The organism is Cupriavidus sp. D39 (assembly GCF_026627925.1).
In the GTDB taxonomy this organism is placed as follows: Bacteria; Pseudomonadota; Gammaproteobacteria; order Burkholderiales; family Burkholderiaceae; genus Cupriavidus; species Cupriavidus ulmosensis.
The window spans coordinates 715,100-733,225 of the sequence record NZ_JAPNLE010000009.1 but is presented as its reverse complement, the minus strand read 5'-3'; the positions used below and the strand labels follow the sequence as shown (position 1 = coordinate 733,225).

16 protein-coding genes and 2 pseudogenes are annotated in these 18,126 nt (G+C 61.4%); 12 read left to right on the top strand and 6 right to left on the bottom strand.

The genetic code is table 11. From position 1 onward, the window contains the following. Nucleotides 1-557 precede the first annotated feature (557 nt). The 4 genes and pseudogenes from OMK73_RS15025 to OMK73_RS15015 all read left to right on the top strand — a co-directional run bounded on the left by OMK73_RS15025 (nt 558) and on the right by OMK73_RS15015 (nt 3,200). Nucleotides 558-1,880 carry an IS4 family transposase gene (locus OMK73_RS15025; RefSeq protein ID WP_267602053.1) on the top strand — a complete coding sequence of 441 codons (1,323 nt, stop codon included), beginning with the start codon at nt 558-560 and terminating at the stop codon, nt 1,878-1,880. An 81-nt stretch (nt 1,881-1,961) separates the two neighbouring features. Continuing rightward, nucleotides 1,962-2,372 (top strand): hypothetical protein, encoded by a 411-nt coding sequence (locus OMK73_RS15020; protein WP_267602742.1) that lies wholly within the window; start codon nt 1,962-1,964, stop codon nt 2,370-2,372. Between the two features lie 279 nt (nt 2,373-2,651). After that, nucleotides 2,652-2,858: pseudogene (locus OMK73_RS39190) on the top strand (hypothetical protein); the annotation flags it as partial. A 150-nt stretch (nt 2,859-3,008) separates the two neighbouring features. Continuing rightward, on the top strand, nt 3,009-3,200 hold the full coding sequence (locus OMK73_RS15015; RefSeq protein WP_267602741.1) for a hypothetical protein: 192 nt from the start codon (nt 3,009-3,011) through the stop codon (nt 3,198-3,200). A 26-nt stretch (nt 3,201-3,226) separates the two neighbouring features. Here OMK73_RS15015 and OMK73_RS15010 read toward each other — a convergent pair whose 3' ends face one another. The 3 genes from OMK73_RS15010 to OMK73_RS15000 form a co-directional block, all read right to left on the bottom strand. Beyond that, the gene (locus OMK73_RS15010) at nt 3,227-4,111 is read right to left on the bottom strand and encodes a MipA/OmpV family protein (protein WP_267602740.1); all 885 of its coding nucleotides are present in this window, start codon (nt 4,109-4,111) and stop codon (nt 3,227-3,229) included. A 419-nt stretch (nt 4,112-4,530) separates the two neighbouring features. Then, nucleotides 4,531-5,322: a flagellar brake protein gene (locus tag OMK73_RS15005; protein WP_267602739.1), complete on the bottom strand. Its 792-nt coding sequence runs from the start codon at nt 5,320-5,322 to the stop codon at nt 4,531-4,533. A 585-nt stretch (nt 5,323-5,907) separates the two neighbouring features. After that, a complete protein-coding gene (locus tag OMK73_RS15000; RefSeq protein WP_267602738.1) occupies nt 5,908-7,008 on the bottom strand; it encodes an IS5 family transposase in 1,101 nt (366 codons plus the stop codon). A 125-nt stretch (nt 7,009-7,133) separates the two neighbouring features. Here OMK73_RS15000 and ggt point away from each other — a divergent pair, with 125 nt between their 5' ends. The 6 genes and pseudogenes from ggt to OMK73_RS14970 all read left to right on the top strand — a co-directional run bounded on the left by ggt (nt 7,134) and on the right by OMK73_RS14970 (nt 14,892). Continuing rightward, nucleotides 7,134-8,870: a gamma-glutamyltransferase gene (gene ggt / locus OMK73_RS14995; protein ID WP_267602737.1), complete on the top strand. Its 1,737-nt coding sequence runs from the start codon at nt 7,134-7,136 to the stop codon at nt 8,868-8,870. A 387-nt stretch (nt 8,871-9,257) separates the two neighbouring features. Next, complete coding sequence (locus OMK73_RS14990) at nt 9,258-11,042, top strand: SulP family inorganic anion transporter (protein ID WP_267602736.1); 1,785 nt, start codon at nt 9,258-9,260, stop codon at nt 11,040-11,042. 465 nt (nt 11,043-11,507) lie between these two features. After that, on the top strand, nt 11,508-11,954 hold the full coding sequence (locus OMK73_RS14985) for a hypothetical protein (protein ID WP_267602735.1): 447 nt from the start codon (nt 11,508-11,510) through the stop codon (nt 11,952-11,954). A gap of 88 nt (nt 11,955-12,042) precedes the next feature. Beyond that, complete coding sequence (locus tag OMK73_RS14980; RefSeq protein WP_267602734.1) at nt 12,043-12,549, top strand: helix-turn-helix transcriptional regulator; 507 nt, start codon at nt 12,043-12,045, stop codon at nt 12,547-12,549. Nucleotides 12,550-13,309: 760 nt separating this feature from the next. Continuing rightward, a pseudogene (locus tag OMK73_RS14975) lies at nt 13,310-14,106 on the top strand (response regulator). Nucleotides 14,107-14,451: 345 nt separating this feature from the next. Beyond that, nucleotides 14,452-14,892 carry a GNAT family N-acetyltransferase gene (locus OMK73_RS14970; protein WP_267602733.1) on the top strand — a complete coding sequence of 147 codons (441 nt, stop codon included), beginning with the start codon at nt 14,452-14,454 and terminating at the stop codon, nt 14,890-14,892. 434 nt (nt 14,893-15,326) lie between these two features. Here OMK73_RS14970 and OMK73_RS14965 read toward each other — a convergent pair whose 3' ends face one another. Both OMK73_RS14965 and OMK73_RS14960 read right to left on the bottom strand, forming a co-directional pair. Then, nucleotides 15,327-15,596, bottom strand: coding sequence for a Txe/YoeB family addiction module toxin (locus OMK73_RS14965; protein ID WP_267602732.1), 270 nt, complete (start codon nt 15,594-15,596; stop codon nt 15,327-15,329). Next, complete coding sequence (locus OMK73_RS14960) at nt 15,593-15,856, bottom strand: type II toxin-antitoxin system Phd/YefM family antitoxin (RefSeq protein WP_267602731.1); 264 nt, start codon at nt 15,854-15,856, stop codon at nt 15,593-15,595. Before OMK73_RS14960 ends, OMK73_RS14965 begins: the two co-directional genes overlap by 4 nt. Nucleotides 15,857-15,943: 87 nt before the next feature. On the opposite strand from OMK73_RS14960, the gene OMK73_RS14955 reads away from it, so the two are divergent. Next, entirely contained in the window at nt 15,944-16,156 is a 213-nt protein-coding gene (locus OMK73_RS14955; RefSeq protein WP_267602730.1) for a hypothetical protein, read from the top strand. Here the strand turns inward: OMK73_RS14955 and OMK73_RS14950 are convergent. After that, nucleotides 16,153-16,404 (bottom strand): hypothetical protein, encoded by a 252-nt coding sequence (locus tag OMK73_RS14950; RefSeq protein ID WP_267602729.1) that lies wholly within the window; start codon nt 16,402-16,404, stop codon nt 16,153-16,155. The two genes, OMK73_RS14955 and OMK73_RS14950, sit on opposite strands and share 4 nt — an antisense overlap. Nucleotides 16,405-16,883: 479 nt before the next feature. Here OMK73_RS14950 and bioF point away from each other — a divergent pair, with 479 nt between their 5' ends. Next, nucleotides 16,884-18,107, top strand: coding sequence for an 8-amino-7-oxononanoate synthase (bioF, locus tag OMK73_RS14945; RefSeq protein WP_267602728.1), 1,224 nt, complete (start codon nt 16,884-16,886; stop codon nt 18,105-18,107). Nucleotides 18,108-18,126 lie beyond the last annotated feature (19 nt).

Genomic DNA, 18,126 nt, shown 5'->3' with positions numbered 1-18,126 from the left:
CGCCTGAAGCCTGCGTCGGTTGTTCCACCTCCGCCGAAAACTAGAACGACGCAGGATGCTCTTCGAGTTGCTGTCCCATTCACGTTATATGCGCGGATCCCTCATCAGGCCATCGCGCGCTATCGATACCCATACCGACACCTTTTCGAATCGCACAGAGATTGCCCGTTAGGCCTAGCAGGCTTGGGCTTCCGTCCCCAAAAGCAAAGGCGACAGCCTTCGCTCCCGCAGCGTTAAAAAAAGGGTGCGACGCGGGAAGATGCCCCGCACCCTTTTGGAGTTCGGCGAGGGTCATTCCCGCCGAGGTTCCAAGTCTGGCGGGCCGTAACTAAAAAATGTACCCCGCGTCAGCAGGGACTTATTTGCGGTGAGGCCGCTCTCGCCCATCGGAACCTGACGGCGTGGACAATGCGGATTTGATTGGGGTTTCAGCGGCACCCCTTTCAAGGTGACGAAAATTAGGGCACCCTCCGTGCTCTCGAACAGAAACCGGAGTCAATGGCGTGATAGTGGACGCAGTGGTGGAACGCTTTCTCGAACACAGCCCGATCAGCGTGATGGCGCGCCTGGGGTTGCAACGCGCCCTTGATCCGGCCTGGATCGACCAGTTGTTCGAGCAAGAGCGTGAAACGCAGTACACGCGGGAGCTATTGTTCTCGACGACGGTGGAAATCATGTCACTGGTCGCCGTGGGGCTGCGCCCGTCGGTGCATGCGGCGGCCAAGGCCAGTCCGGCGTTGCCGGTTTCCATCACCGCGCTGTACGACAAGATCAGCCGGACCGAGCCCGGACTGGTTCGTGCCCTGGTGCAAGGCAGCGCGCGGCGGCTGGGGCCGGTCGTGCAACCGATGTTGCGCAAGCAGCCGCCCTCGGTGGACGGCTATCGCCTGCGCATCGTGGATGGCAGCCATTTGCCGGCGAGCGAAAAGCGCCTGAAACCATTACGTGGGTTTCGGGGCGCGGCCTTGCCGGGGCAGTCATTGGTCGTCTATGACCCGGACACAGCGATGATCGTTGATCTGGTGCCCTGTGAAGATGCGCATGCCCAGGAGCGGGCCATCATGGAAACCCTGCTCGCATCGGCTCAGCCGGCCGAGCTGTGGATCGCCGATCGCAACTTCAGCACCCGGGCGATTCTTGCCGGCTGGCAGCGTCGCGGCAGCGCCTTCATCGTGCGGGAGCACGGCCGCAATCCGAGCCCCAGCGAGCTGGAGCCGTTACGCGAAATGGGCCGGGTCGAAACCGGCATCGTGTACGAGCAAGCGGTCAGCATCCCAGATGAATCGAACGCGCCGCTGGTGCTGCGGCGCATCGAGCTACATCTGGATGGCGCCACCGAGGACGGTGACACCGTCATCCGCCTGCTGACCAATGTCCCGGCCGCCCATCTGACGGCCGAGGCCGTCGCCCGGCTATACCGGCGACGCTGGAGCATAGAGAATATGTTTCAGCGGCTGGAATCGGTGCTCAACAGTGAGATTCGTTCGTTGAGCCAACCGCGCGCGGCGCTGCTGGCCTTCGGCGTGGCGGCGCTCGCGTATAACGTACTGAGCGTGATTGCGACTGCGGTGAGAATCCGGCATGAGCTGGATACCAGCGACATCGAGCTCTCACCGTATTACCTCGCCAGCGAAATCCGGGCAACTTATGCCGGCATGATGATCGCGGTGCCGCCCGAGGTGTGGCAGGCCTATGACCTCCTCACCCCAGCTCAGCTCGGTCGCGAGTTGATCAAGATGGCGACGCACGTTGATCCCCGCGCGATGCGCAAACATACGCGGGGACCGAAAGCGCCGAAGAAGAAAGGCTATGTGGCCGGATGCGTAGCACGGCGGCATGTTTCTACCGCCCGTGTCATCAAGGCTGGACGTGTCGTCTAATCACCTTGAAAGGGGTGGGTTTCAGCGGGGCACTGCCCGGCAACCTGCGTGGATGCTAGGCCCCTACCCCGGTAAATTGCAGTGAAATCAAAGGGACCCCTGCATACGCAATTCTCGGCGGACCTGGAGGGCGAGCGGGCGCTCGCGGACCTGCGGACCGAACTGGCGATGGCGCAAGCGCGGGCGCAGGAGACGGCCGTGGCCGGCGCCGAGGCACGGGCGCGGCTGCAGGCCGAGCGCGACACGCTCAGTCGGCAACTGGCGGAGGCAGAACAGGCGCTTGAGCATGGCGAGACGGCACGGGGAGGCCTGGGCGCCGAACTCGAAGCGGCGCTGCGTCGGGCCGAGCGCGCTGAAGTGGAAGTCCACTGCGACGCGCCGCCTGGCAACTACCAGGCGCCAGTTGCCAGCGACCAAAACCAAGTTCAAGTTCAAGGCGGGGCCGGCCTGAGGAGGAGGGGGCGAGGATTTGTCCACCGCGCCACGGGATAAGCCTGTGGACAGGGGTAATCGTCCAAATCGTGCAAAATCTGGCGGTAGTAGCGTGGAGAGCCGCTTGCTGTAAGGCTCGACGGTTCCCGGGCATTCTCCCATTCGGTGATCTCGCAATTCATTGATCCACATGGATTTTCAGGATCAAACCGCCAGATTTCGCACGTAAAGTACGACTACCCCTTGTATGGCTTCATATATCGCAGGATGGGTAGTCTCCGGACTGCGCTGTTGGTTCCGACAAAAGAGCATCAGTATTCCAGCAATCGCATCGGCAACCTGGCGTGGAATACCGGTCAGATGCAGACAGTGCTCGATCGGCAAGTGAAACGACGGCAGCCCGTGGCACCCGAGTCGTTCGGGCGAATCGCCCCAACACGGCTAGAGGGCATCAATCTTCGGGGCGTCTTCCGCTTCCCAGTTGAGCGCTACGTCGGACAACTACTGCCGTCACAAACTGCACCCAAAACAAGCGCTGCGGGCTGAAATCGAACTCGCAATGACGCCGTTTGCGGTTGATCGATGGCCAAACAGAAATCCTCTATTAATCAATAGCTTACGAGGACACGTCCGCGCTGATGCTGGGCTTGCGAACCGTCGCAAATTGCACCGAAATCAAAGCTACCCCAAGAGCTGGTGGAAGATGTCCGGGCGCTGGCCAAGATCCGCAAGCCGTTGGCGCAGATGCATGATGAAGTGCGTGAAATTGTTGGCCAGCGGAACGCGCCGATGGCCCCGGAAGTCAGGTTGATGCCCTGGGGCCGCTCCCTTCGCGTTGGTGCCGGCGCGGCTCACGATGCTGGCTGGCGGCTCGTCGCGGTAGTGTAGTGGGCAGCGAGGGTGCCGGGGGCACATCAGTATTGGTAGTGCAGCGAAAGATCGACGACCGTATTGGTCGCCTTCTGCGTGATCGGACTGTGCGCCGCCGAGTCAGCGAGTTGGCCGACCGCAACGTCGCCGGTGACAAACCAATGTTCGCGAAAGAACCAGATCGCGGAGATGCCCGCGCCGTATGACTTGAGGCCCGCATCGGCCTTGTATTGCGGATAGCCCGAGCGCGTCGCCTGAGCCGAGGTGACGCCGAACCACCGGCTCATGTAGCGCGCATCACCGAAGGTGACGGTAGGGCCGGCAAACCAGAAAAAGCGCTCCGAGCTGCCGGGCAGCGGCAGGTAGGCGCCGATATCGCCGATCCAGCCGTCGGTGCCGCCCAGGCTGCGCCGCACATCGATGCGCACCACCAAGGGGAATGACGCCGACACCACATACTCGCCAAAGAGCTTGGTCTCAACTGCAAAATTGATGTTGCCTAGTCCGTTGAGACGGCCGGGATCGTCGGCCATGCGCCGGCCCAGGTTGTAGCCTATCGCCACCCCCGCGCGCCAGTGGTCCGCCCGCAGCAGGTTCACGCCGATGCCCTCACCGGCGGAAACAAAGAACAGGTCGCGGTAGCGGATATCGAAGCTGGGGCCCGCGAGCACGTGATAGCGCTGGGTACCTTCGTAATACGGTCGCAGGCTGGCGGCTGCCCCAACCTGGACCTGCCAGTCGGGCACCTTGGCCTCGTACAGTTTCATCAACGGGACACCGGCCGAATATTGCCACTCGGCCAGCGGCGACGGTGTCTGCGCGCGAGCGCTCAAAGCGGCAGCCGCCAGGCCCACCAGCAGGGCAGCCGGCCACCGGGCCGCGGTACCCGACGGCTCTGCTGTTGAAGATGGATTGCTGGTATCCGCCATTCGTCCTCCGTCCCCGGGCCGATTGGCCGCGCATAGAGCCGGGCCTGTCGCCGACTAGCTCCATCGAGCCTCGGCGCCCGGAGCAAAGGACATTCGGGTATGTCTTCCTGCTTCAGGATGCCACACTTACTTTGCGTTAAGACTAAAAAATCCCTGCGGCTTTTTCAAAGCGCCGCTACGCCGCGGTGGTGCGCCCGGAGCGGCGCTGCCGGCGCCGCCATACTTTGCGTTCGCCGACCTAGCGGGTTTAATCGCGAAGAAAAGCCCGGCACGAGGCGCTAGCGGCAGGGGTAGTCGCCGGTGTGGGTCAAAGGTAGCCACTCATTTTGGGTCCGACGGGACTAAATGGATGACCAATTTCAAGGTCGCGGCGAACGAAGGTCCGCACTTGGTAAGCGGCGGATTGGGGAAACATGCAATTAGAGCTGGATTGGCGCGCATCCTGGCCCTTCGCGGCTCGCCAGTTCGATGTGGTAGACCAAGCGCTGGAGGAAGGTCTGCTGACCGGGCGCGAGTGCGACAAAGGTGCAGCCGATGTGATGCATAGCACGCTCGCCTTCCCAGGCTAGACCGTGCCCGACTACCTGGAGGTCAAATTCCAGTTCGCCCTGGCTGCGAAAGTCGAGCCTGCACTTCTGCAAGATCGTTCCCACCGGTAACCGGTCCGTACACGCACCCTTGGAGCGAAGTCCCACACCGGACAGGGAGAGGTTGGCGATATCCATCGTCAGAAGGTGGGCGTCGGGCGTGTGAAGCTCAGAGCGGTAGCCCATCGCGGCGTGCGGTCGTGCGCGGGGATGGCGGCGGCGCTCGAAATGATAGAGCTTAGATGGGAAGGGTGCGGCGCAGGCCGGGCCGCCCTGATACTTGATCAGGGATGGTCTGCCGATGACGAAGTCAATCCTGACATCGCGCAGCACAGCGGAGACAGCAATTTCGTCCGATGCCAGCAGCAAATCCCGCTCGGCATCCGTTCGGCATCCGTCGAAGATGAAGGTACAAGATACGGGGTCAACCTGCAGCACGGTGGTGGCAATCTTGTAGCTGTCGCGTGCGCTTAGTCGAACAACGCACTTCAGCCAAGCGAGATCGAGCAGCACTGCACTGATTTGCATGGGAAGAGTCAATCGGTGGCGACCATCCAATGGGTCATCGCTTGGCGCTTGCGTGCTATTCGGTTGGTGCTTGGCATTGGGATTTTTGAGGCTCACGAAAATCTTCAATAGAAAAGGGAATCGACGAGAGGGCTACTTTTCGATTCTAACGGCCGTATTGGTCGGATGTGCAGGCAGCGCCAACAAAGGGCTTTGGTTGCATCGCCGCGACACGACAAATAATGGCAGAAGGCGGCAGGACTTCACCCCTAAGTAGAAGGGGCAATCAAGGAAGGCGTAGGGTAACGGGGCCTCGCGGGCGACATCGCACTCCGCGCCGAGTCGTTGGAGAATTGCAAGAGCCAGTGTCCACGCCGTGACTCCCTTGTGGAGGGTGCGGAGTTTTTATGAGAAGATTGTGCGCCAGAAGAGCCGCGAAAGACAGTTGGTCTCCGTACTGCGTCCAACTCTTTTTCACACACGCCAAAATCCAACCATGGGCAAAGCTGCTGATAGGCGTTTCGGGTTATGCCCTTAGTGGGATTCGCTTGCCTAACAGGCTGCTGAAGTACTCACCGCACAAAAGGCGAAGCTTCTTCCTACAAGGCTGAAGGCTCGCCATTTTTCACAATCCGGGAACCTGGCGTCACTTCATCGATTTTTTCGGTGATTTGACGCCCATTTCCAGCCTCATTTCCGCGATTACTGCGACTGCGGACGGATTTGTCCCAGGGAACGCATACGTACGAGGTTGTAGGCGGCCATGCTCAGCACGAACATCTGGTCGACCTTCTTCCGTCCGCGCACCATCACCTGGCGCATGCGCCCAACGGTCTTGGCCCATCCAAAACCTTGTTCAATCAGCTTGCGCTTCTGCTGCGAGATGGCATAACCCTCGCTGCGTGCGATGGCATCAGGGACGGCCGAGCGCCGCCCCGAGGTGTTTTGTGCGACATGCGGCGTCACCTTCATCTCCAGGCAAGCCTGAATGAACTCCTCCGCGTCGTAGCCCTTGTCCGCGCCCACGGTGACTTCCACATCGAGATCCTCAGCCACCTGCCTGGCATCGTTTAGCATGACCTTCGCGGCCTCGCGCTCGGCGTATCCGTCAGCATTGGTCACCATGGCGCTGACCACCAGGCCGTGGCGATTGTCGCTCAGCGTATGGCCCATGTAGCGCAACTCACTGGCGGTCTTGCCTTTGCGATAGAGCCTGGCATCGGGATCGGTCTTGGACTCGTGCGTCTCGTTACCGCGCTTGCGCCCCTTGAAGTTAGCGCCGTCGTTATCGTCATTGTCGCCGCCGTCTTTGGGCACGAAGCTCTTGTGGCCTGCCCACGCCTGAATCAGCGTGCCGTCCACGCTGAAGTGTTCGCCCGACAGCCAGTCCTTCTTCTGCGCGATGGCCAACACTTCATTGAAGAACTCGATTACCGCGTCGTGCTTGATCAGCCGTTCGCGGTTCTTGCTGAACACGGTGGGCACCCAGACCACATCATCCATGGCCAAACCAATGAACCAGCGAAACAGCAGGTTGTACTGCGTCTGCTCCATGAGCTGACGCTCTGACCGGACGCTGTAGAGCACCTGCAGCAGCATGGCCCTCAGCAACTTCTCCGGCGCGATGCTGGGCCGGCCGCCCTTGATATCGGCTTCATACATCTGCGCGAACAACCGGTCCATCTTCGCTAGCGCCTGATTGGCCATGGTGCGGATCGAGCGCAGCGGATGGGACTTCGGCACGAAATCATCCAGCCGCCGCATAGTGAACAAGCTCTCCGTGAAGGTGTCTGCGCCGCGCATGAAATCTTGGGTTGGATGGACTCCTCAGATCAACGCCTCAGCCAGTCCCCGCGCTGACGTCCGCTAGAGGTATTTCAGCGGCCTGCTAATGCTTTCTGAATAGACGGCATTCACCAGGAGACACGATGAGTCCGAAACCAGGTTTGCGGTGGTGCGCCGCGATAGCGTCCTTTTGTCTAACGACGAGCTTTGCGCCGCCGTCCTACGCGGCTTCCGTTGCCCCTGTTGCCGCTGAGAACGGTATGGTGGTAACGGCACAGCATCTGGCCACGAGGGTAGGCGTGGATGTGCTCAAGCGCGGTGGCAACGCTGTCGACGCCGCGGTGGCGGTGGGTTACTCGCTGGCCGTGGTGTATCCGGCCGCAGGCAATCTGGGCGGCGGCAGTTTCATGACCATCCAGTTGGCCGATGGCCGCAAGACATTCCTTGACTTCCGCGAGGTCGCACCAAAGGCTGCCACCGCGAACATGTACTTGGACAAGGAGGGCAACGTTATCAAGGGCGCCTCCACCAAGGGCCACCTTGCCGTAGGCGTGCCCGGCACCGTGTCCGGCATGGAGTTCGCTCGCCGGAAGTACGGCACGATGAAGCGCGCCGACCTGATTGCTCCATCCATCAAGTTGGCCGAAAACGGCTTCACGCTCGACCAGGGCGACGTGGACATGCTGCGCACCTCGACCAAGGACTTCCAGGAGGACCCGGCGTCCGGCGCGATCTTTCTGAACAAGGGGCAACCGTTCGAGGTGGGCCAGAAGCTGGTACAGCGCGACCTGGCCAAGACGCTGCGCGCGATCAGCGCCATGGGAACGGAAGGCTTTTACCAGGGCTGGGTGGGCCAGGCGATCGTCGCTTCCAGCCAAGCAGGTAAGGGCCTCATCACGCAGGAAGACCTGGACTCCTACAAGACGCGTGAACTGGCTCCGATAGAGTGTGACTACCGCGGCTATCACGTCGTGTCGGCGCCGCCGCCAAGCTCGGGTGGTGTGATCATCTGCGAGATGCTAAACATCCTGGAAGCCTATCCACTCAAGGAACTGGGCTACCACTCAGCGCAGGCGGTCCACTACCAGATCGAGGCCATGCGCCACGCCTATGTTGACCGCAACAGCTACCTGGGCGATCCGGACTTTGTGAAGAACCCGCTGGACCGCCTTCTGGACAAGAACTACGCCGCCAAGATCCGTGCCGCGATTGACACGAAGAAGGCGGGAGTGTCGAAGGACATCAAGCCGGGCGTAGAGCCGCATGAGGGCAGCAATACCACCCACTACTCGATAGCCGACAAATTTGGCAACGCCGTGTCGGTCACCTACACGCTCAACGACTGGTTTGGCGCTAAGGTCACGGCGGCCAAGACGGGCGTCATCCTGAATGATGAGATGGACGACTTCACCGCCAAGGTCGGAGTGCCGAACCTGTATGGCCTGGTGCAGGGCGAGGCCAACTCTATTGCCCCAGGCAAGCGCCCATTGTCCTCGATGAGCCCGACCATCGTCACAAAGGACGGTAAGCCGGTGCTGGTGGTGGGCACACCGGGCGGCAGTCGTATCATCACAGCCGTGCTGCAGACCATGACCAACGCCATCGACTACAACATGAACGTGCAGGAAGCCGTCGACATGCCTCGCTTCCATCAGCAATGGCTGCCGGACCTAACCAATATGGAGGACTATGCGCTGTCGCCGGATACGCGCAAGATCCTGGAGGGCATGGGGCACCACTTCGGGCCGCCGCAGCCTGCCAACCATCTGGCGGTGATTATCGTCGGCGCCCCGTCCCTCAACGGCAAGCCGGTGGGCAACAATCGCTTCTATGGCGCCAATGACCCGCGTCGCAACACTGGGCTGGCCGCCGGCTATTGATCGTCATCGCACGATGGAAGCCCGCTTCGGCGGGCATTTCTTTTTGGCTCATCACCGATTTCCGGGACGAAAACAAGGACGGTTGGGAAGCAGCCGGGCAGCTTGGCAGTAGAGTGTGCCCGCCGGCCCCACGCCGCTGTCGGCCCGGCCTAAGTGTCTCTGGCGGTCGTCGACGATTGCGTAGAGGCGAGACTCTTGTAGCGATCCCTCCCGGAGCAGCACAAGCGCGTAACCGAAAGAACCCTTCACCGGCGAAGATCAACGGTTCGCTGCGGACACTCGGATACGCCCCCAAGCCGGATCTAGCCGTTACGCTGCTTGTTTGTAAGCCTCTTCGTTTTGCCAGGCGCTAGAATGTGGACCGGCGCCTTCGAACAAAGCAGGGATATGAACTGGCTCCCTAATCGTTCCACACCGACTGCCTCAGGGCTGGAAGGTCGCCTGCTGCGCCTGGTCCCAGCCCTTGCGACGCTGCACCACTATGAAAGAGCCTGGCTGGCGAAGGATCTGTTCGCCGGGCTCGCGCTTACGGCGGTCATGATTCCGGCCGGCATGGGTTACGCCGAGGCGGCGCATTTGCCCGCCATCACCGGGCTCTACGCCAGCATCGCGGCTCTCGTCGCCTACGCCGCGTTCGGGCCTAGCCGCATTCTCGTCCTTGGCCCCGACTCCGCGCTGGCGGCGTTGATCGCCTCCATCGTGCTGCCCTTGGCTGGCGCCCACCCCGAGCGGGCGGCGATGCTCGCCGGCATGCTTGCGATCCTGTCGGGCGCGCTGTGCATCGGGGTAGGACTGTTCCGCCTTGGCTTTGTCACCGACCTGCTATCCAAGCCGATCCGCCAGGGCTATGTGAATGGCGTCGCGCTCACGGTGCTGATCGGCCAAGCGCCGAAGCTGCTCGGCTTCCAGGTGAGCGGAGACAACCTGTTGCAGGAAGCCTCGGGCCTCTTCCAGGGCCTGATGCACGGCGACCTGAACCCGGTCGCGCTCGGCATCGGCGCGGCCTGCTTACTGCTCATCCTCGGTTGCAAGCGCTGGCTGCCGCGCGTGCCCGGCATCCTGGTCGCGGTGGCGAGCGCCACCGTGGCCGTGGCGCTGCTCGACCTGGACCGGCGGGCGGGTGTCCCGGTCATCGGCTCCCTGCCGCAAGGGCTGCCGGTGCCGCGCATACCCGCTGTGTCGCTCGTTGACCTGTGCGCCCTGCTGCCCGGCGCGGTAGCGGTGGCGCTGATTTCGCTGGCCGATATCAGCGTGCTGTCGCGGATTTTCGCCGCACGCGGGCAATACGCGGTGAACCGCAACCAGGAACTGATTGCCCTGGGCGCCGCCAATTTGGCTGCGGGCCTGCTGCAGGGTTTCCCCGTGACGAGCAGTTCGTCGCGCACCCCGGTTGCCGAAGCCGCCGGCGCGCGGACGCAGCTCACCAGCGTGATTGCCGCGCTGAGCGTTGCCATGCTGCTGCTGTTCGCCCCCGGCCTCTTCCGCACCTTGCCCAATGCGGCGCTGGGCGCCGTGGTTGTCGCGGCTTGTCTCGGCCTGTTCGAGATACGCAGCGTGGCGCGTTTGCTGCGCCTGCGCCCCAGCGAGTTCGCCCAGTCGATGGCCTGTTTTGCGGGCGTCGCACTGCTCGGCGTGATCCAGGGCATCTTCATCGCGGTGGCCCTCGCCTTGCTGGCGTTCATCTGGCGAGCCTGGCGGCCCTACGATGCCGTGCTGGGCCGCGTCGACGGCCTCAAGGGTTACCACGATATCGTCCGGCACCCGGAAGCACGCTGCATTCCGGGGCTGGTCCTGTTCCGCTGGGACGCACCGCTGTTCTTCGCCAACGCGGAGATATTCCGCGACCACGTGCTGCGCGCGGTGAGCCAGGCCTCGACTCCCACGCGGTGGGTCGTGATCGCCGCGGAACCCATCACCGATGTCGACGTCACCGCCGCGCAGACGCTGGCGGAGTTGCACAAGGCATTGAGCGAATGCGGCATTGAGCTGTGCTTCGCCGAAATGAAAGGCCCTGTCAAGGACCGGCTGAAGCGCTACGGCCTGGTTGCCGCGCTCGGCGCCGATCACCTCTTCCCTACCATCGGCGTGGCAGTGGACGAGTACCTGGCGCAGCACAAAGTCGAGTGGCGCGACTGGGAAGACGAGGCAGCAGCCATTCGGCGCGGCTATTGAATTCCGCCACGCTTGGAATGCCAATTGCTGATCCCTGCTAGCGCGGGGCTGCGGAATCTCTTTGCCAGCACCTCCGGGCAATGCCGGTTTCCACCCAGCGCGACGTCCTGCCCAGGAACCCCCGGCTGTGGGCAAGATGCCAGCCAGGTAGCGTCGCGGTTGCCAGATGGCGGGAAGCGCCGATCGAGGAGCGACCGAAGGAGGTCGCTTACCGGCCATCCGCACCCGTCTGCCTTGGCGGACGGATCGCCATGCGATCTGCAGCCCCACTTTCGAACAACGGGCTTCGGCGGGAATCCGATCTGATGAGGCACGGCGCAGACGTACCCAGGCACGTTTCCTGCAAGCCACTGTCCGAGGCTTCCGCACGCGTCGCTGGGGGAGGCCCCATGGGTAGCCGGACTGGCTCGCCTTAACTTATTATTGTCCAACAACCTTTTCCGGTCGGCCCGACCGAGCTTTGAAATGCTAGCGGATATCGCCCGTCGTCAGAGCATGCCCAGCGCCGGTGCGGCGCTTCAGGGCAGCATCGTTTGTAATCGTTTCGACGTCGGCGAACTGCCCGTGCATCAGCAATTGCTGGCTTGGCGCGGACGTATGGGAATGGTCATCGACGTGGTGCTGTCGCGTGACATGACCCGGTTGCCTTTCCGTGCAGCTGTCGATCGATACGATATCGGGGAGTACGTGTTCTCCGAAAGCTACACCGATCAGATCACGCTTGATCGCTCGATCGCGAGGATCTCGCGTGACAACGCACGCAGCATCGTCTTTCACGTGTTCCTCGGGGGGCGTCGGACAGTGTCGTCGAGCATACCGCCCGGCGGCAAGGGAAGACCCTCGACGTCGGCATCCTGGCGGTCGATCTCGATCAACCCGTGCGTGTCTGGCGGCGCGACAGCCGGCACGTGAACATTTTCGTGCCCGTCAGACGTCTGCAAAATGTCTTCGCCGACCCCGGCGTCTTGCATGGGCGTGTCCTTTCCCCTTCAAGGCGTCGGTGCGCCTAATCGTCGAGCGTGTCGCGGCATTTGCCCGCAACATTCGCCACATGCCGGCGGCGCAAGCGCATCGCCACCTGAGCGCGCTCGTCGAGCTGATCGCGGCCGCGTTCGGTGAGGAAATCGGCTTGAGCGGCAGCCGGAGCGCCATTGCCCGTGAGATCGCCTTCAGTAGCGCCCGTTGCTTCGTGCAGGCCAATCTGGCCGATAGTGACCTGACTCCCGAGCGCGTGCTCGAATCCCTTGGGCTGTCGCGGCCGACGATGTATCGACTCTTTCAGCATGAAGGTGGGCTCGGGGCCTATATTCGCCATATGCGTCTACGCACCGCAGCGAACGATATCGTCCGATTCCCCGGTATTGCGGTGAAGGATGTCGCCTATTCAGTGGGATTCAAAAGCGCGTCGGATTTCACCCGGGCGTTTCGTCGCGCATTTGGCGTAACGCCGCAGGACCTGCGTGAGTATGAGGGATGGCATACCGCAAACATCGGGCAGGCGGACTGATCGCATCGCTTACCTCGATTTACAGATGAAGCGAAGATAGGAAGCGTGACTTGCCTGCCTTGGTCTCCCAACGAGCGCGGCGCGGCCGCAGCGGGTCTCGATTGCTCTCCGGAGATCCAATGGCAGGATTGGCCGGCGATCAGTTGTGCAGCAATCCAGCTGATTCCGGATTTCCGGTCCAGCAAAGGCACACGTAGTCAAGACCGAGGCGTTGGAGCGGCAGTTGCAGGAGCTGCATACCCAATACTCGACCGCGCTGAAACGCACGCGCGCGCAAGTCGCGGTGGCGCGCGGACGGGCCCCGTCACCGAGCGCTGCGTGAGATCGGCCAGGAGCGCACGCAGCGTCAGAAGGAGAGCAGAGGTGCAGTCCCCTCGGGATTAATGTATTTTATATAATACATACACATCGCGCTTGCGTGTAGAATGGGTTAACTTCACATGAATGACTAATAGACAATGCATTTCATCCTTCTGGTTGGTAAATTTCAACGCACATTCTTCGTAGGATTGTAAGACCGAAAAGTGGCATCTTGAAAGGAACAATGCCGCCGCCATAGCATTCGCAGAACGTAGCTGCGGCTTTCGGTCGTGAATTCGCAACTTGCGGAAGAATCCTTGCACCTTTAAAAAATCCTGCATTACGGACGGCTTCCGAGAGGAGTCAGTACATTGACCCGCATATCAAACATTTATTTTAACGGATAGGCTAGACATGCAACCGTAGTTGAAATCGCACGTTGGAGGGGAGGAAAATTAAAATGAATATGAAATGCGACGTATTGATTGTGGACGACCATCGTCTCTTGCGATCAGGCTTGCGCTCGATGATATCCGGCTTGGCGGAGTACAACGTGGTAGGCGAAGCCAAGGACGGGCGGGAAGCGTGTCAACTTGCTATCTCCCTGCGTCCGGACCTAGTATTGACGGAGTTGTCGATGCCGGGTATGGCTGCCATCGAGGCAATCGCCGCGATGAAGCGCCGCGCGCCAGGCATTCGCATCATTGCACTCACTGTTCATCAAGGCGATGAATACGTCCGGGAGGCGCTGCGTGCGGGCATCGATGGCTACGTACTGAAAGACGCCGTATTTGAAGAGCTTGTTGCAGCGATGGGCACTGTGATGCAAGGGAAGAAACATCTAAGTTCAGAAATTTATGGAAATTTGGTCGACTCATTTGTAAGTGGCCATGAAGCATCAGCCGAAAAAATGCCTTGGATATACTTTCCGCACGCGAGCGAAGTGTACTGAAGTTGGTAGCCGAAGGTCGATCCAATCGGCAGGTTGGGCAATATTTGAACCTCAGTCCCAAGACGATCGAAAAATATCGCGGCAGTCTGATGCGTAAATTGGGGATATCAAATTTGACTGGATTGGTACTGATAGCCATCAATATGGGCCTGATCAACTCTCTGGCCCGGAAGTACTACGCCCACCGCAGCGACACGTTGCCACTAACGCTTGGTAGTGGAGAGCCCAATGGAAAATGGAGGGACGGCGATGCGAGTTCGGACAGTTTGATTGATAGTGCTACTAGAAGCCAAGGCAGGGCCTAGTGCCTCACAAAACGAGACTGGAGAGTGAGCCGCTCCTAGCAGCCGTGGCCGCCGGCATTTGAAAACAGGGCGATACTGGCGGGTCAGGCGACGGCACGCTTGTCGAGTTGGCGCGGTAATTCAACGTCTCCTCGGTCCTGACCACTGAATGAGAGCGGTAGTTTCAAAAAGCATGCGACGCCGGGAAGGCCATAGAAAGGCAGTGCATCGTCCCGGGATATCCGGGCTTTCCCGCTATCCATTAGCTTGGCGGAGGTGTCAGCCTGGAGCCCGCAGTCTTGGAGAATCGCATTTTTTTGTGTTTTCCATCCTCAGCTCGCAATATGACACGAGGAGATGTCGGGAATGATGAGAAGCGTGCAGATCAGGGCAGCGGGAGAAACTGATTGGGCCGCCATTGCAGAGGTCCTCGAATGTTGTGGATTGCCTAGCGACGTCGTCGACCAAGCACTGCGCGTCTTTCATATCGCTGTGTTGGGCGAGCGCGTAGTAGGTTGCGCTTGTTCTGAGCAATATGGAGAGACGGTTGTCGTCCGATCCATCGGTGTGCTCCAAGAGTATCGCGACCATCAAATCGCGACTCACCTTATCGGCAGCGTACTGACGCGCGCTCGCGCAGATGGCTGTACCAAAGCGGTACTCATCATCGCTGGCCAGCTCGGCGTCCGCAATCACGGCGATTTTTCGCTTTCAGAGCTTGAATGTATGCCTGAGGAAGTAAGACTATCCAAGGCGTTCGTGCGAAGATTCGGCGGGTGGAGGACACTTAAAATTCCCACCGACTAGCATTGCCAATGTCGAGCTGAAAAACTAGGCGCGAAGTCGCCATCGACTTCGCCGGAGCACCGTGCGCAAAGCCACTGGCTTCGAAGCCGGTGGCGACATTGCCCCCGAATATCAAGAACCCAAGTCCGTCGATCCTATCCGTCATAATAGACGGTCCGCGAAATTGATTGATTGGCTAGGCTAAATGCGACGGCTGCTCGGAGCCGCCCAGCGTAGTCCTCAAGTCCTCATGAATGCTCGGGTTGTCTACCCCGGTAAACTGCGCGGAAATCAAGAGAACCCTCAAAGATGCCACTGCGCCTGCTGTATGCGCATTTCCGGGCAGCGCCTTGCTGAAATTTCAATCAAATTAGCGCAGTGCCACGCCTTCTCCTCCGCGTGTGTCACCGGCATGGCTGCCGAGGAATTGTGTCAGAAGCCGGTCTGAGCCGGCGTTACCTGTCGCCGTAGTGAAAGCGGCAGCTGCCGATACGCAACAAGTCGTCATCGGCGTCGTAGACCAGGCGGTTCGCGTCGTCGATGCGGCGCGACCAGAAACCGGACAGGTTGCCCTTCAAGGGCTCCGGCTTGCCGATCCCCGTGAACGGGTCGCGCTGGCACTCGGCAATGAGTTGATTGATGCGTCTGAGGATCTTCTTGTCTTGGGTCTGCCACCAGACGTATTCGTTCCAGGCATTCGGTGCAAATAGGACTTTGCGGGTCATTCAGCGTCCGGGTCGATCAGGTCGTGCGGCACGGCCTCGCCCTGGCGCAGTTGCGCGATCGACTCCATCAGTCGCTTCGCGTTGGCCGGATTCGACATCAGATACATCGTTTCCATCCAGCTGTCATACTGTTCCTGAGACATGATGACGGCATTCGGCGCGTCGCGGCGCGTGATCAGAATGGCGTCGTGATCGTCGATGGCTTGGTCGATGACCGCCTTCAGGTTGTTGCGGGCATCGGAGAAATGAACGGTGCGCATGGCACTTCCCCCATAGAACTTGTTCAACTACTAGGACAAGTATAGCACTGGGAAGAGTTTGGCATGCGCTTGCTGCCATCAGACGGGGTGGAGCGGTCTCCTAGCAGTGAGCTGGCCGCCTTGCGGGCCGAGGCGCGGTTCCAGGCGAGCGAGGCGGAAGCGCAGCGCGACCAGGCGCGGGCCGGGGTGGTGGTGGCCGAGCAGGAGAAAGCCGCCGTACAGGCCGAGCCCGACGCCGCCCAGCGAGCACGCGCGGCGCGGCGCGGCAAGACGAATTTGAGGCCGAGCGCCAGGCCCTAGCGGGCGCGCAGGCGCGTCACGAGGGGCGAATATGGCAGGTCGAGGCGCTCGAACGGCAGCTTGGTGAGTTGCGTACCCAATTCTCGACGGACCTGGAACGCACCCGCGAGTAGGTCGCGATGGCGCAGGAGCGGGCCAGCGCCACCTAGCACCGCGCGCTGCGCGAGATCAATCAGGAACGCACCGCGGCCGTGGCCGGCGCCGAGGATGCGCCTGGCGCTGGAGCGCGAACTCGCCAATGCCGGCATCTAGGCGCCACCACGTCCGGCCGCCGGCTTACGCTGCCGCGACATCGCCACATCGATGCGACCCTCGTCCGCCAGGTCGAGCAGGCGGGCGCTGGTGTCCCCCACGAATTCCACGCAAAGGGTCCGCTGCTGGCGCCACAGCGCCGCCAGCGCGCGCGTCAGTAGCGGTACCGCGCTCTTCGCTTGAACCTTATTCGCCTCGCGAGACGGCGCTATGCGCGTTTCGGATACACGTTAAGAAAAGAGGGGTGCCTCCGGCGGCATTGGATACGATTTCCCGTGTTTTGGAGCACGCGAGGGCAGTACCGTTTCTAGAGTGCACACGCTGATGGGTGTCATTCAGCACAAAGGGCGGCACTTTACGCAATTTCTCTACTTTCTTCGTGCAACACGCTCGCAAAATGCGCCGGCAGCCCAGTTTGCCATGAGCGCGGATACGCATCTAAGATGCATTTCCCCAATCGTCCGCCAATGCTGCCATGCTGCTTGACCGACTCACCCAGGCTGCCGCCGAACGCGCCGAGCGCACCATGACGCGCAGGCGGTGCGTCACACACACAGCCTGCGCGCCACATCAGGCGGTCAGCAATGAATGCGGCGAGCCGCGCGCGCTGTTGAGTTTTTGCAGCAACGACTACCTTGGGCTGGCCAACCATCCCATGGTTATCTCCGCCTTTGCCGAGGGCGCTTACCGCTATGGCGCGGGCAGCGGTGCGTCCCACGTGATTAATGGGCACTCGCTGGCCCACGACCATCTGGAGAACGAGCTGGCGCGGTGGCTGGATTCACATATCCCCGAGGCGCAGGCGCTCTACTTCTGTAGCGGCTACATGGCAAACATGGCGGTGCTGAGCGCGTTGGGCACGGCCGGCGCGACCCTGTTCTGCGACAAGCTCAACCATGCCTCGCTGATCGACGGGGCGCTTCTGGCACGCGCCCATGTCAAACGCTACCCGCACGGCGACACCACTGCACTGGCGAGACTGCTGGCCGGTAGCGCCAGCCCCCTCAAGCTGATCGTAACCGACAGCGTATTCAGCATGGATGGCGACATTGCGCCGTTGGTCGAATTGCTGGCATTAGCCGAATGCCACGATGCCTGGATCGTGGTCGACGACGCCCACGGCTTTGGCGTGCTGGGGGAGAGCGGTCGCGGCGTGCTGGAGCATCTGGGACTGGCCTCCGAACGCTTCATCTACATCGGCACGATGGGCAAGGCTGCCGGCGTAGCGGGCGCCTTCGTGGCGGCGCACGCAACCATCGTGGAGCATCTGGTCAACGTGGCGCGGCCCTATATCTACACTACCGCCGCGCCGCCGGCAGCAGCGCATGCGCTGCTGGCCAGCCTGGCGCTGATCGCGGGCGAGGAGGGGCGCCGGCGCCGCGCCCATGTGGCGCAACTTATCGGACAACTGCGTGCAGGCCTGGAAACATTACAGGCCAGCCAGGCTGAGGCCGGCTGGCGGCTGGTCGATAGCGATACGCCTATCCAGCCACTGATCGTAGGAGGCAATGCCGCTGCCATGGCCCTCTCCGCCGCGCTGGAAGCTGACGGCATCCGTGTCACTGCCATCCGGCCGCCAACGGTACCCGAAGGCACGGCGCGCTTGCGTATTGCGCTCTCGGCAGCGCACACGGCGGGCGACATCGCGCGCTTGCTGGACTGCCTGTCTGGCGTCGTGGCGCAGCGGGAGGCTGCATGAGCGCACCAGCCCGTTTTGC